At 69.1% G+C, this 13,444-nt stretch carries 8 protein-coding genes and 5 pseudogenes; 10 read left to right on the forward strand and 3 right to left on the reverse strand.

Features of this window, described 5'->3' with window-relative positions:
- Positions 1 to 208: 208 nt before the first annotated feature.
- Positions 209 to 829: a DUF4126 domain-containing protein gene (locus QQK29_RS14615; RefSeq protein WP_284301312.1), complete on the reverse strand. Its 621-nt coding sequence runs from the start codon at positions 827 to 829 to the stop codon at positions 209 to 211.
- A 153-nt stretch (positions 830 to 982) separates the two neighbouring features.
- Here QQK29_RS14615 and coaE point away from each other — a divergent pair, with 153 nt between their 5' ends.
- From coaE to QQK29_RS14630, 4 genes and pseudogenes are all read left to right on the forward strand, one after another.
- On the forward strand, positions 983 to 1,624 hold the full coding sequence (gene coaE, locus QQK29_RS14620) for a dephospho-CoA kinase (RefSeq protein WP_284301314.1): 642 nt from the start codon (positions 983 to 985) through the stop codon (positions 1,622 to 1,624).
- A 43-nt stretch (positions 1,625 to 1,667) separates the two neighbouring features.
- Positions 1,668 to 3,745, forward strand: a pseudogene (gene uvrB / locus QQK29_RS14625) (excinuclease ABC subunit UvrB).
- Positions 3,742 to 4,083 (forward strand): annotated as a pseudogene (locus tag QQK29_RS18775) (NAD-dependent epimerase/dehydratase family protein); the annotation flags it as partial. The pseudogenes uvrB and QQK29_RS18775, both read left to right, overlap by 4 nt.
- 73 nt (positions 4,084 to 4,156) lie before the next feature.
- Positions 4,157 to 4,297 (forward strand): hypothetical protein, encoded by a 141-nt coding sequence (locus tag QQK29_RS14630; RefSeq protein WP_284301316.1) that lies wholly within the window; start codon positions 4,157 to 4,159, stop codon positions 4,295 to 4,297.
- An 8-nt stretch (positions 4,298 to 4,305) separates the two neighbouring features.
- Here QQK29_RS14630 and QQK29_RS14635 read toward each other — a convergent pair whose 3' ends face one another.
- Positions 4,306 to 4,890 carry an MmyB family transcriptional regulator gene (locus tag QQK29_RS14635; protein WP_284301319.1) on the reverse strand — a complete coding sequence of 195 codons (585 nt, stop codon included), beginning with the start codon at positions 4,888 to 4,890 and terminating at the stop codon, positions 4,306 to 4,308.
- Between the two features lie 41 nt (positions 4,891 to 4,931).
- Positions 4,932 to 5,150: a helix-turn-helix domain-containing protein gene (locus QQK29_RS14640; RefSeq protein ID WP_284301321.1), complete on the reverse strand. Its 219-nt coding sequence runs from the start codon at positions 5,148 to 5,150 to the stop codon at positions 4,932 to 4,934.
- A 92-nt stretch (positions 5,151 to 5,242) separates the two neighbouring features.
- Here QQK29_RS14640 and QQK29_RS14645 point away from each other — a divergent pair, with 92 nt between their 5' ends.
- From QQK29_RS14645 to QQK29_RS14670, 6 genes and pseudogenes are all read left to right on the forward strand, one after another.
- Positions 5,243 to 5,950: an SDR family NAD(P)-dependent oxidoreductase gene (locus tag QQK29_RS14645; protein WP_284301323.1), complete on the forward strand. Its 708-nt coding sequence runs from the start codon at positions 5,243 to 5,245 to the stop codon at positions 5,948 to 5,950.
- A 34-nt stretch (positions 5,951 to 5,984) separates the two neighbouring features.
- Positions 5,985 to 8,912, forward strand: coding sequence for an excinuclease ABC subunit UvrA (gene uvrA, locus QQK29_RS14650; protein ID WP_284301326.1), 2,928 nt, complete (start codon positions 5,985 to 5,987; stop codon positions 8,910 to 8,912).
- A gap of 1 nt (position 8,913) precedes the next feature.
- A pseudogene (uvrC, locus tag QQK29_RS14655) lies at positions 8,914 to 10,831 on the forward strand (excinuclease ABC subunit UvrC).
- Positions 10,828 to 11,701, forward strand: a pseudogene (gene rapZ / locus QQK29_RS14660) (RNase adapter RapZ). The pseudogenes uvrC and rapZ overlap by 4 nt, the downstream one beginning before the upstream one ends.
- Positions 11,702 to 11,743: 42 nt before the next feature.
- Positions 11,744 to 12,717: pseudogene (gene whiA, locus QQK29_RS14665) on the forward strand (DNA-binding protein WhiA).
- A 24-nt stretch (positions 12,718 to 12,741) separates the two neighbouring features.
- Positions 12,742 to 13,368: a superoxide dismutase gene (locus tag QQK29_RS14670; RefSeq protein WP_284301328.1), complete on the forward strand. Its 627-nt coding sequence runs from the start codon at positions 12,742 to 12,744 to the stop codon at positions 13,366 to 13,368.
- The last annotated feature ends 76 nt before the right edge of the window (positions 13,369 to 13,444 follow it).

A 13,444-nucleotide genomic window follows, 5' to 3' on the forward strand; every position in this document is an offset into this window, starting at 1 on the left:
GCCGGTCCCCGGGGGCCGGCCATCCGCCGTTAACACGCGGAGACCGGCATCCGCTCACGCCCGTGCCGTTGTGCAGGAGTTCTTATGCAGGAGCGGCGGGCCTGTTATGCAGGACCGCTCGCCGAGATGCCCGGAACTTCGGGCCCATCCGAGTGCCTCCGCCGCAGTTCTCCTGCGCAACAGCGGGACTCCTGCACAACAGGGCAGCTCAGCTCGGGAACCCGGGCGGGGTCGCGAGAGCGGCTGCCCGTGCCTGGCGACGGCGGCGCATCGCGCGCACGAGCAGTACGAAGCCCAGCACCATGAGCACGAGGCCGATGAGCACCAGGATCGGCGCGACGAGGGCGAACACGACCATGAGCAGGCTCGCTCCGTCCTCGGCCGTGCTCAGCACGGGTGCCGCGACGCCCGCCGTGCCCAGGTTGGCGATCGGACGCACCGCCATCTTCGCGAGGTGCACGACGAGGGCGAGCACGATGCCGATGACGATCGGCACCCAGGCTCCCGTCGAGAAGAAGCTGCCCGGGTCGTCGACCGCCACCGTCTCGGTGCCGATGCCGCCCGCAAAGACGATGCCCCCGGATGCGGGGCGCACGACGGTCTGGATCCAGTCGTTGACGCTGTCGACGGCGGGAACCTTGTCGGCGACGACCTCGACGACGAGCAGCAGCCCGATGATCACGAGTACCCACTCGTTCGAGAGCCAGGTCCACCCGCTCGGCAGCCCGATCCAATCGAACCGCGCCGCGAGCCCCATCACGAGCAACGGGATGTAGGCGTTGAGTCCCGCCGCGGCGGCGAGTCCCGCGCCCGTCAGCACCTCGAGCATGCCGCCATGCTACGGGTGGTGGCGTCAAACGCTGTAGCTCTGCGCCACCCGCGGCAGAGATTGCAGGCGCGCCCCGCACAACGCTGCAGCGTTTGGACGACCCGACCGGAGGGTGTGGCGAGCTGACCGGAGGGAGCGTGACAGCATGGACGCATGCTCGTGGCGCTCACGGGAGGCATCGCCTCCGGCAAATCGACGGTCGCCCGGCGGCTGGCCCGGCTCGGCGCGGTCGTCGTGGACGCCGACGCTCTCGCCCGCGAGGTCGTCGAACCCGGCACGCCCGCACTGGCGCGCATCGCGGAGGAGTTCGGCGCCCACGTGATCGCGGCCGACGGGTCGCTCGATCGCGCTGCTCTCGGCGCGATCGTGTTCGGCGACGACGACGCGCGCCGCGCGCTCAACGCGATCACGCATCCGGCCGTGGGGGAGCGCTCACGGGCGCTCTTCGACGCCGCGCACGCCGCGGATCCGGATGCTGTGGTCGTCTACGACGTGCCTCTGCTGATCGATGGCCACGGCAACGGTCGCGTCGATGAGTTCGACAGGGTGATCGTGGTGTCGGCGGATGAGGAGACCCGCGCGAGGCGGCTCGTCGAGCTGCGCGGGATGGATGAGGCAGAGGCTCGGCGCCGCATCGCCTCCCAGGCGCCCGAGGCGGCCCGCCTCGCGATCGCCGACGACGTCATCGACACAACCGGCACTCTCGAGCAGACACTCGCCCAGGTGGACGCGCTGTGGCAGCGACTGCGCGCCGCCTCGCTCGCCGACGGGTCGTCGAGTTCGCCGCAGGAGTAGCGCGCGCCCAGCGCGCTGTCGGAGGCCGCTTCTAGGCTGGGGGATGCAACCGACGCGTTCCGTGCGTCCGTTCGAGGTCATCTCCGAATACACCCCGAGCGGCGATCAGCCCACTGCGATCGCCGAGCTCGCCCACCGTGTGCAGGCGGGCGAGTCCGACATCGTGCTGCTCGGTGCCACCGGCACGGGCAAATCCGCGACGACCGCGTGGCTCATCGAACAGGTGCAGCGCCCCACCCTCGTGCTCGCGCACAACAAGACCCTCGCGGCGCAGCTCGCCAACGAGTTCCGCGAGCTCATGCCGAACAACGCGGTCGAGTACTTCGTGAGCTACTACGACTACTACCAACCCGAGGCGTACGTTCCGCAGACCGACACCTTCATCGAGAAGGACAGCTCGATCAACGCCGAGGTCGAGCGCCTGCGTCACTCCACGACCAACTCGCTGCTCAGCCGGCGTGACGTCGTCGTGGTCTCGACCGTCTCGTGCATCTACGGGCTCGGCGCCGCCGAGGAGTACCTCGGGGCCATGGTGGCCCTGCAGGTGGGCGACCGCGTCTCGCGCGACAAGCTCATCCGTTCGTTCATCAACATGCAGTACGAGCGCAACGACGTCGACTTCTCGCGCGGCAAGTTCCGGGTGCGCGGCGACACGATCGAGATCATCCCGGTGTACGAGGAACTCGCCGTGCGCATCGAGATGTTCGGCGACGAGATCGAGGCGATCTACGCGTTGCATCCCCTCACGGGCGATGTCATGAAGCGGATGGATGCGGTGTCGATCTTCCCGGCCACCCACTACGCCGCGAGCCCGGAGGCGATGCACCGCGCGATCCGCTCGATCAAGGAGGAGCTCGCGGAGCGTCTGCCCGAGCTCGAGAAGCAGGGCAAGCTGCTCGAGGCGCAGCGTCTGCGCATGCGCACGGGTTTCGACCTCGAGATGATGGAGCAGATCGGCTTCTGCAACGGCATCGAGAACTACTCCCGCCACATCGACGGACGCGCGCCGGGCGAGCCGCCGAACACCCTGCTCGACTACTTCCCCGACGACTTCCTCGTCGTGATCGACGAGTCGCACGTCACGGTGCCGCAGATCGGCGCGATGTACGAGGGCGATGCGAGCCGCAAGCGCACGCTCGTCGAGCACGGCTTCCGGTTGCCGAGCGCGCTCGACAACCGCCCGCTGCGCTGGGAGGAGTTCCTCGACCGCGTGGGGCAGAAGGTCTACCTCTCGGCGACCCCGGGCCGCTACGAGCTGTCGATGGGCGACGGGGTGGTCGAGCAGATCATCCGCCCGACGGGGCTCGTCGATCCGCAGATCGTCATCAAGCCGAGCAAGGGCCAGATCGACGATCTGCTCGAGGAGATCCGCGTGCGCGCCGAGCGTGACGAGCGCGTGCTCGTCACGACCCTCACCAAGAAGATGGCCGAAGAGCTCACCGACTACTTCACCGAGGCGGGCGTGCGGGTGCGCTACCTTCACGCGGATGTCGACACCTTGCGTCGCGTCGAGCTGCTCACCGAGCTGCGGGCGGGGTCTACGACGTGCTCGTCGGCATCAACCTGCTGCGTGAGGGCCTCGACCTGCCCGAGGTGTCGCTCGTGGCGATCCTCGACGCCGACAAGGAGGGCTTCCTGCGCAGCTCCACCTCGCTCATCCAGACGATCGGGCGCGCGGCGCGCAACGTGTCGGGCGAGGTGCACATGTACGCCGACCAGCTGACCGATTCGATGACCTTCGCGATCGAGGAGACGAATCGCCGACGCGAGAAGCAGATCGCTTACAACGTCGAGCACGGCATCGACCCGCAGCCGCTGCGCAAGCGCATCGCCGACATCACCGAGGTGCTCGCCCGCGAGGAGGCCGACACGGCCAAGCTGCTCGCCGGCCGCACGGGGCAAGACGGGTCCCGGCGCAAGAGTCCCACCCCGAACCTGCGGCGCGAGGGCGTCGGCGCCCAGGGCGCCGCCCAGCTCGAGGCGCTCATCGTCGACCTCAACGAGCAGATGCTGCAGGCGGCCGGAGAGCTCAAGTTCGAGCTCGCGGCGCGGCTCCGCGACGAGCTGTCCGACCTCAAGAAGGAACTGCGACAGATGGAGTCGGTGGGACACGTGCGATGAGCCGGGTGCTCGTGGTCGGTGCGACCGGCGTGATCGGGTCGCGCCTGTTGCCCCGCCTGGTGGCGGACGGCCACGAGGTGCACGGCACGACACGGCGCGACGATCGGCTCTCCGCGATCGAGCACGCCGGGGCGGGCCCGCACCTGCTGGACGTGCTCGACGAGCCTGCGGTGACCGCCCTGCTCGCCGACCTCGCCCCCGACGTCGTGCTGCACGTGTTCACCGACCTCTCAGGGCGCGACTTCGCCTCCAACTCGCACCTGCGCATCGCGGGCACGCGCATCCTCGTCGACGCGAGCCTCGCCGCAGGGGCCACGACGATGGTCGCGCAGAGTGTCGCGTGGGCGAGCGTGCCCGGGGTCGGCGAGGCCGACGAGACGACGCCCGAGCTCAGTGCAGGAGTGGGCTCCCGTGTTCGCCGAACGAGTGGGCGGACGCGTCGAGCGGATCGCGGATGCGCCACCCGGCCGCACCGCGTCGCGTCGCACCGCGGCCGCGCGCGGCTGGCGCCCGCAGCACACCGACTGGCGCGAGGGTCTCGGACTCGCCTGACCCCTCGCTCACGCGCTGAATTGCTGGGTGCCGATCACGCCGAGCAACTCGAGTCGCTGCGCGCTCTCCGACCCGGGTTCGGCCGTGTAGATCGTGATGATGAGGCCCGTCTCGCTGACCTCGAGCACGTCGCAGTCGAGCTCGAGTTCGCCGACCATCGGGTGATCGATCGTCTTGTGGCCCGAGCCGTAGCGGCCACTCGCTCCAGCCGCCCAGAGGCTCGCGAAACGGGGGCTCCCGGCACGCAGTTCGGCGATGAGGCGGGCGACCGAGTCATCGGCGGGGAAGCGCTCGCTCGCCTCGCGAAGCCGGCCCACGAGCGCGTTCTCGTGCGCGGCGCGCTGCTCGTCGGTGTACCGCACAGGCGTTCCGGGCCCGAGGAAGTGCCGCCAGGCCGCGCTCCGGGCCGAATCGTCTCGGGCGAGCGGATCGCCGAACAGCGCTGAGAAGAGCGCGTTTGCGCCGAGCAGTCGGTCGGCGGCGTCGATGACCCCGACCGGTGCGTCGAGCCGCTCCACCATGCGCGCCACCCCGGAAGGCAGGTACGAGGGCACGAGCGCCCCGGCCGGCCGCGCGATCCCGGCCAGCAGCATCAGATGGTCTTCATCGCCGCTGTCGAGCCGGAGCGCGCGACTCAGCGCGCCGACGATCTGCGGGGAGGGTGCCCACCCCGGCCTTGTTCGAGCCGCGCCAGGTAGTCCACCGAGATGCCGGCGAGCACGGCGAGCTCCTCGCGGCGAAGGCCCGGGGCGCGACGCGACCGGCCTGTCGACAGCCCCACGGCATCCGGGCTGGTGCGATCACGTAAACGACGCAGCGCGCGCCCGAACTCGGTTTCCGCCACGTGCTTCATTATCCGCGCGTCGCCGCGGTCGAACCTGGCCCTCTGCGTACCAGGATGTTCGCGGCCTGGGCGTCCGGACCCGATCGTTCGAGCATCGACTCATGACAACAACCCTCATCACCGGAGCGAACAAGGGTCTCGGCCGCGAGACCGCTCGAGCCCTCATCGCACAGGGGCATCGCGTCCTCGTCGGGGCGCGCGACGCGGAACGGGGCACGACCGCCGCGCGCGAGCTCGGTGCCGAGTTCATTCAGCTCGATGTCACCTCCGACGACTCGGTCACAGCTGCGGCCGCCCGCGTCGCCGAGCTCGGCGGTCTCGATGTGCTCGTCAACAATGCGGGCGTCGAGGAACGACAGCCAGACGGTGGTTTCATCGCTCTCCCTGACCTCGATGCCGCGACGGCGGCGCACACCTTCGAGACCAACGTGCTCGGACTCATCCGCACCACGCGGGCCTTCCTGCCACTGCTCGAGCGCTCCGCCGCCGGGGTGATCGTCAACGTCGGAAGTGCACTCGGCTCGCTCGAGCTCGCGACCGAGGTCGGGTCCCCTGTGGCGCAGTACCCCGGGATCGCGTACCCGGCATCGAAGGCCGCCGTCACGATGATCACGGTGCGGCTCGCCGCAGCGTACCCGCAGCTGCGCATCAACGTCGTCGAGCCGGGATTCACGAGCACCGACCTCAACCACCACCAGGGCACTCAGACGGTCGAGGAGGGCGCCGAGATCATCGTGCGCATGGCCACGGTGGCCCCGGATGGTCCGACCGGCACGTACACCTCGCTGAACGGACCGTTGCCCTGGTGACGCCCCCGGCGGAATGTCGGAGGCCGCCCGTAGAATGGGTTCAGTGTCGATCACGCCTGTCTCCAGCACCCAGAAGCTCAGCGTTCGGGGTGCCCGCGTCCACAATCTGAAGGACGTCGATCTCGAGATCCCGCGCGACGCGCTCGTCGTGTTCACGGGCCTCTCGGGCTCGGGCAAGTCGAGCCTCGCGTTCGACACGATCTTCGCCGAGGGGCAGCGCCGCTACGTCGAGTCGCTCTCCGCCTACGCCCGGCAGTTCCTCGGCCAGGTGGACCGCCCGGATGTCGACTTCATCGAAGGCCTGAGCCCCGCGGTGTCGATCGACCAGAAGTCGACCAACCGCAACCCGCGTTCGACGGTCGGCACGATCACCGAGATCTACGACTACATGCGCCTGCTGTGGGCGCGGATCGGCGAGCCCCACTGTCCCGTCTGCGGCGAGCGAATCCAGCGCCAGACGGTGCAGCAGATCGCCGACCAGCTCATGGAGCTGGAGACCGGCACGCGCTACCAGGTGCTCGCTCCGGTGATCTCGCAGAAGAAGGGCGAGTTCGTCGACCTCTTCAAGGAGCTGTCGGCATCCGGGTATTCGCGCGCGATCGTCGACGGGGAGGTCGTGCAGCTGTCCGACCCGCCCACGCTCAAGAAGCAGTACAAGCACGACATCGCGGTGGTCGTCGACCGTCTCGTCGCGGCCGACGACCTGCTGACGCGTTTGACGGATTCCGTCGAGACGGCTCTCGGCCTCGCGGGCGGCGTGCTCGAGATCGACTTCGTCGACCAGCCGGAGGGCAGCCCGACGCGTCGGCGCAACTTCAGTGAGAAGCTCGCCTGCCCCAACGGGCATCCGATCCAGCTCACCGAGATCGAGCCGCGCACCTTCTCGTTCAACGCCCCCTTCGGAGCCTGCCCCGAGTGCTCGGGCCTCGGGACCAAGATGGCCGTCGACACCGAACTCGTCATCGGCGACCCGGAGCTCACGCTCAACGAGGGCGTGATCCTGCCGTGGAACCAGGGCGGCAAGGGTCTGTACAGCTATTTCCAGCGGCTGCTGCAGGGGCTCGCCCGGGACCTCGACTTCTCACTCGACACCCCCTGGCAGGAACTTCCCGACGAGATCAAGACCGCGATCCTGAACGGCAATGACTTCGAGGTCACCGTGCAGTGGCGCAACCGCTTCGGGCGCACCATGAAGTACTCCACGGGCTTCGAGGGCGTCATGCCCTACATCGAGCGCAAGTACCACGAGACGGAATCGGAGTACTCCAAGCAGCGCTACGGCGAGTACCTGCGCGAGGTGCCTTGCCCCGTCTGCGAGGGCAAGCGACTCAAGCCCGAGGTGCTCGCGGTGCTCGTCGCCGGACAGAACATCTCGGCCGTCGCCGAGCTGAGTCTCTCGGATGCCTACGGCTTCATGGAGCACCTCGAGCTCACCGATCGCGAGGCGCGGATCGCGGCGCAGGTGCTGCGCGAGATCCGGCTGCGTCTCGAGTTCCTGCTCGAGGTCGGGCTCGGCTACCTCACGATGGCGCGCGCGGCCGGCAGCCTGTCGGGAGGCGAGGCACAGCGCATCCGCCTCGCGACCCAGATCGGATCGGGCCTCACGGGCGTGCTCTACGTGCTCGACGAGCCCTCCATCGGGCTGCACCAGCGCGACAACCGGCGCCTCATCGAGACGCTCGTCAAGCTCAAGAACCTCGGCAATACGCTCATCGTCGTCGAGCACGACGAAGACACCATCCGCACCGCCGACTGGATCGTCGACATCGGTCCCGGCGCGGGCGAGCACGGCGGAAAGGTCGTGCACTCCGGCGGATATGACGCGCTGCTCGCCAACCACGGCTCGGTCACCGGGGACTACCTCGCCGGCCGCCGTGCGATCCCGCTCCCCAGCACACGCCGCAAGATCGACCCCAAGCGCCAGGTGACGGTCGAGGGCGCACAGGCGAACAACCTGCAGAACGTCACCGTGAGCTTCCCGCTCGGCGCGTTCGTCGCCGTCACGGGCGTCTCGGGGTCCGGCAAGTCGAGCCTCGTGAACGACATCCTCTACAAGGTGCTCGCGAACCAGCTCAACGGGGCCCGCCAGGTTCCCGGCCGGCACAAGCGGGTCACGGGCCTCGAGCACCTCGACAAGGTCGTGCACGTCGACCAGGCACCGATCGGGCGCACCCCGCGGTCGAACCCCGCCACCTACACGGGCGTCTTCGACCGCATCCGCACGCTGTTCTCCGAGACCATCGAGGCGAAGGCCCGCGGCTACCAGCCCGGCCGGTTCAGCTTCAACGTCAAGGGCGGCCGCTGCGAGAACTGCTCGGGTGACGGCACGATCAAGATCGAGATGAACTTCCTGCCGGATGTGTACGTGCAGTGCGAGGTGTGTCACGGAGCGCGCTACAACCGCGACACCCTGCAGGTGCACTACAAGGGCAAGAACATCGCCGAGGTGCTCGACATGCCGATCTCGGAGGCCGCGGAGTTCTTCGAGCCCATCACGGCCATCCACCGCTACCTCAAGACGCTCGTCGACGTCGGTCTCGGCTATGTGCGCCTGGGGCAGAGTGCCACGACGCTCTCGGGCGGCGAGGCCCAGCGCGTGAAGCTCGCCACCGAGCTGCAGAAGCGGTCGAACGGTCGCTCCATCTACGTGCTCGACGAGCCCACAACGGGTCTGCACTTCGAGGACGTGCGCAAGTTGCTCGAGGTGTTGAACGGCCTCGTCGAGAAGGGCAACTCGGTCATCGTCATCGAGCACAATCTCGACGTGATCAAGAGCGCGGACTGGATCGTCGACCTCGGCCCCGAGGGCGGATCGGGCGGCGGCACCGTCGTCGCGACCGGAACGCCCGAGCAGGTGGCTCGCAACCCCGAGAGTCACACCGGCGTGTTCCTCGCCGAACTGCTCAATGTGGACGGCGCTGACCGACGGAGCACGGGTCAGGGCCGCCGGAAGGCGGGCTGAGATGGCAGCGCCGCGCGCCGACGTGCTGCCGTGGCGTCCGAAGGCGGGGAGATCCCCGCGGCACCCGGCGTCTACCGATTCTCGGATGCCACCGGGCGCATCTTGTACGTCGGCAAGGCAGTGAATCTGCGGCAGCGTCTCGCGAACTACTTCCAACCGCTACGGAGCCTGCACGAGCGCACCCGGCATATGGTGCTGTCGGCATCAAAGGTCGAGTGGACGGTCGTGGGCAGCGACGTCGAGGCCCTGCAGCTGGAATACACCTGGATCAAGGAGTTCGCTCCGCCCTACAACGTCAAGTTCCGTGACGACAAGAGCTACCCCTACATGGCCGTGACGCTCGCCGATGAGGCGCCGCGCGTCATGGTCACGCGCAACCACCGCATCCCGGGGGCGCGCTACTTCGGGCCGTATCCGAAGGTGTGGGCCGTGCGCGAGACGATCGACCTGATGATCCGCGCGTTCCCGATCCGCACCTGCTCGGACTCGAGCTACAAGCGCGCCATGCAGACCGGGCGTCCCTGCTTCCCCGGCCAGATCGGGCGTTGCGGCGGCCCGTGCTCGCATCAGGTCACGATCGAGGAGCATCGTGAGATCGTCGACCAGTTCGTGGCGTTCATGGCGAGCCACGACCGCAGCGTGATCGGACTGCTGCAGCGCGAGATGAAGGAAGCCGCAGAGGCGTTCGAGTACGAGCGCGCCGCGAAGATCCGCGATCGCATCCAGGCGCTCGAGAACGTGCTCGAGAAGAGTGCCGTCGTGCTGCCCGACGGAGTCGAGGTCGACGTGTTCGGCATCGAGTCCGACGAGCTGGCGGCGGCCGTGCAGCAGTTCGTCGTGCGGGGCGGTCGCGTGCGCGGTGTGCGCAGCTGGGTCGTCGACAAGGAGCTCGACATCAGCGCGGGCGAGCTCGTGGAGTCGGTGATCGAGACCGCCTACGAGACGGAGCCGCCGCCGCGCGAGATCATCGTGCCGGTGCTGCCCGACGACGCTCCCGCCCTCGAGCAGTGGCTCGCCGACCGGCGCGAACGCGGGGAGTGCGCCTGAAGACCGCGCAGCGCGGCGACAAGGCCGCGGTGCTGCAGACCGCGACCCTCAATGCGAAGCAGGCCCTCGCCCTCTACAAGACCCGGCGAACGGCCGACTACGTCGCGCGCAGTCAGGCCCTCACCGAGTTGCAGGAGGCTCTCGGCCTGCCCGAGGCGCCGCTGCGGATGGAGTGCTACGACGTGTCGCACCTCGGCGGAACCAACGTGGTGGCCTCGATGGTCGTCTTCGAAGACGGCCTGCCGAAGAAGAGCGACTACCGCAAGTTCGCGGTGCACGACACGGTCGACGACACCGAGTCGATGGCGCAGGTGCTGCGCCGCCGGCTCTCCCGTCTCGACGAAGACGATGCACCGGATGCCGACGACGGCACGCGCACGAAGCGTCGCTTCGCGTACCGCCCCGGCTTGCTCATCGTCGACGGCGGCCAGCCGCAGGTGCAGGCTGTCGCGGCGGTGCTCGACGAACTCGGCATCACCGACATCCCGCTCGTGGGGATCGCCAAGCGCCTCGAGGAGGTGTGGCTGCCGAACGACGACTTCCCGGTGATCCTGCCCCGCGGAAGCGAAGCGCTCTTCCTGCTCCAACGCATCCGCGACGAAGCGCACCGCTTCGCGATCACCTTCCAGCGCCAGAAGCGGCGCGCCGACATCGGCACCGTGCTCGCCGACATCCCGGGGCTCGGACCTGCGCGATCGAAGGAGCTGCTGCGCCATTTCGGCTCCGTCGCGCGGCTGCGGAGGGCGACCGTCGACGAGCTCGGCGAGGTGCGCGGTATCGGCCCTCAGCTCGCACAGACCATCGTGGCTAGGCTGGGAGGTGCGCCCGCCGCGGAGTCCGGCCAGACGGCGGAGCAGAGAGACGAGGCATGAGCGACGGCATCGACGGGCGCGAGATGCTCATCGTCACGGGTATGTCCGGCGCGGGGCGCTCGACCGTCGCGAACGCGCTCGAAGACCTCGGCTGGTACGTCGTCGACAACCTGCCGCCGCAGATGCTGCGGCCGCTCGTCGATCTCGGCGCGCACACCGGTGAGGCGTTCCCGAAGATCGCCGCGGTGGTCGACGTGCGCGGAGGCAAACTGTTCGCGGATGCCCAGCAGCTCGTCGGGGAGTTGCGGGAGTCGAGCGACGCACGACTCGTGTTCCTCGACGCGACCGACGCCGTGCTCGTGCGCCGCTTCGAGCAGGTGCGGCGTCCACATCCGCTGCAGGGCGACGGCACGCTGCTCGACGGCATCCTCGCCGAGCGCGCGCGCATGGCGGGCCTGCGCGAGCAGAGCGATCTGGTGATCGACACCTCTGACCTCAACATCCACCAGCTCGCGACGCGCGTCGGCGAGCTCTTCGGCGAGGAGTCGGCCCCTCGCTCAAGCTCACCGTGATGAGCTTCGGATTCAAGTACGGGCTGCCCCCGACGCCGACATGGTGGCCGATCTGCGCTTCCTGCCGAACCCCTACTGGGTGCCCGAGCTCTCGCCGCTGACCGGGCAGGACGAGGCGGTGCGCGAGTTCGTGCTGAGCCAGCCGGATGCGCCCGAATTCCTGGAGCACTACGTCGCGGCTCTGGCCGCGGTGGCCGACGGGTACCGGCGCGAGAACAAGCGTCACGCTACGATCGCCATGGGATGCACGGGCGGAAAGCACCGTTCCGTCGCGATGGCCGAAGAGGTCGCGCGGCAGCTCCGTTCCCTCCCCGGGGTCTCCGTCACCGTGCGGCATCGCGACCTCGGGCGCGAGTGAGCTCCCCTCACCGAGACAACGACGAAAGACGAGGATGATCGCGTGGCACTGACGGCGGACGTCAAGGAAGAGCTCGTCGCCGTCGACGTGAGCAAGACGAGCGTGCGGGCTGCTGAGCTCGCGGCGCTCCTCCGGTTCTCGGGCGGCCTGCACATCATCTCGGGACGCATCGCCGTCGAATCGGAGCTCGATTCGCAGAAGGTCGCCCAGCGCGTGCGTCGCGACCTCGCCGAGCTGTACGGCGTGCGCTCCGAGGGCAAGGTCATCGGGGAGCGCCCGGCAAGGGCGCGAGCTACGTCGTGCGTGTCGTCGACGGGGGCGAGACCCTCGCCCGCCAGACCGGGCTGCTCGACGCGCGCCGCCGCCCCATCCGCGGCCTGCCGAACCGGCTCACGACCGGTTCACGCGACGATCTCGCGGCGATCTGGCGCGGGGCCTTCCTCGCGCGGGGCACGCTCACCGATCCGGGTCGCTCGGCCGCGCTCGAGGTCGTGTGCCCCGGCAACGAGGCCGCCATGGCGCTCGTCGGCGCCGCGGGGCGACTGCGCATCCCCGCGAAGGCCCGCGAGGTGCGCGGCGTGCATCGGGTCGTCATCCGCGAAGGCGAGGCCATCGCCGCGATGCTGCGGCTCATGGGCGCAGCGGATGCCGTCGCCGCCTGGGAGGAGCTGCGTCAGCGCCGCGAGGTGCGCGCCACCGCGAACCGGCTCGTGAACTTCGACGACGCGAACCTGCGCCGCTCCGCTCAGGCCGCCGTCGCGGCGTGCGCGCGCGTCGAGCGCGCCCTCGAGATCCTCGGCGACGAGGTGCCCGACCACCTGCGGTACGCGGGCGAGCTGCGCCTCGGGCACCGCGACGCGAGCCTCGACGAGCTCGGCCACTACGCCGACCCGCCCATGACCAAAGACGCGGTCGCCGGCCGCATCCGCCGCCTCCTCGCGATGGCCGACAAGCGCGCGAGCGACCTCGGCATCCCGGGCACCGACGCCAACCTGCCGCCGGAGTTCGACGAATAGACCCCAGAAGGAAGAAGGAGAATCATGGCCGTCTACAGCCTCCCCGACCTGCCGTACGACTACGCGGCACTCGAGCCGAGCATCAGCGCCCGGATCATGGAGCTGCACCACGACAAGCACCATGCGGCCTACGTCGCCGGCGCGAACACCGCCCTCGAGAAGCTCGAGGAGGCGCGTGAGTCCGGAGACTTCACGAACGTGCCGAAGCTGGAGAAGGACCTCGCGTTCCACCTCGGCGGACACGTGAACCACTCGATCTTCTGGAAGAACCTCTCGCCGGACGGCGGCGACAAGCCCGTCGGCGAACTCGCCGCCGCGATCGACGAGTTCTTCGGGTCGTTCGACAAGTTCGTGGGCCACTTCAGCGCCGCCGCGAACAGCCTGCAGGGCTCCGGCTGGGCCGTGCTGGCCTGGGACCCGGTGGGCGCGCGCCTGCTCGTGCACCAGCTCTACGACCAGCAGAACAACACGCCGCTGGGCATCACGCCCATCCTGCAGCTCGACATGTGGGAGCACGCCTTCTACCTCGACTACGTCAATGTGAAGGCGGATTACGTGAAGGCGTTCTGGAACATCGCCAACTGGGCGGATGCGGGTGCTCGCTTCGAGGCTGCACGCTCGGGTGGCGCAGGGCTGCTGCTACTGTCTTAGCTGGCGAGGTGGCCGGGGCCCGCGCCCTGGCCACCTGCCTTCCCACACCACACACCATCAGACACACGCGCCCCCA

Source organism: Homoserinibacter gongjuensis, assembly GCF_030161875.1.
In the GTDB taxonomy this organism is placed as follows: Bacteria; Actinomycetota; Actinomycetes; order Actinomycetales; family Microbacteriaceae; genus Homoserinibacter; species Homoserinibacter gongjuensis.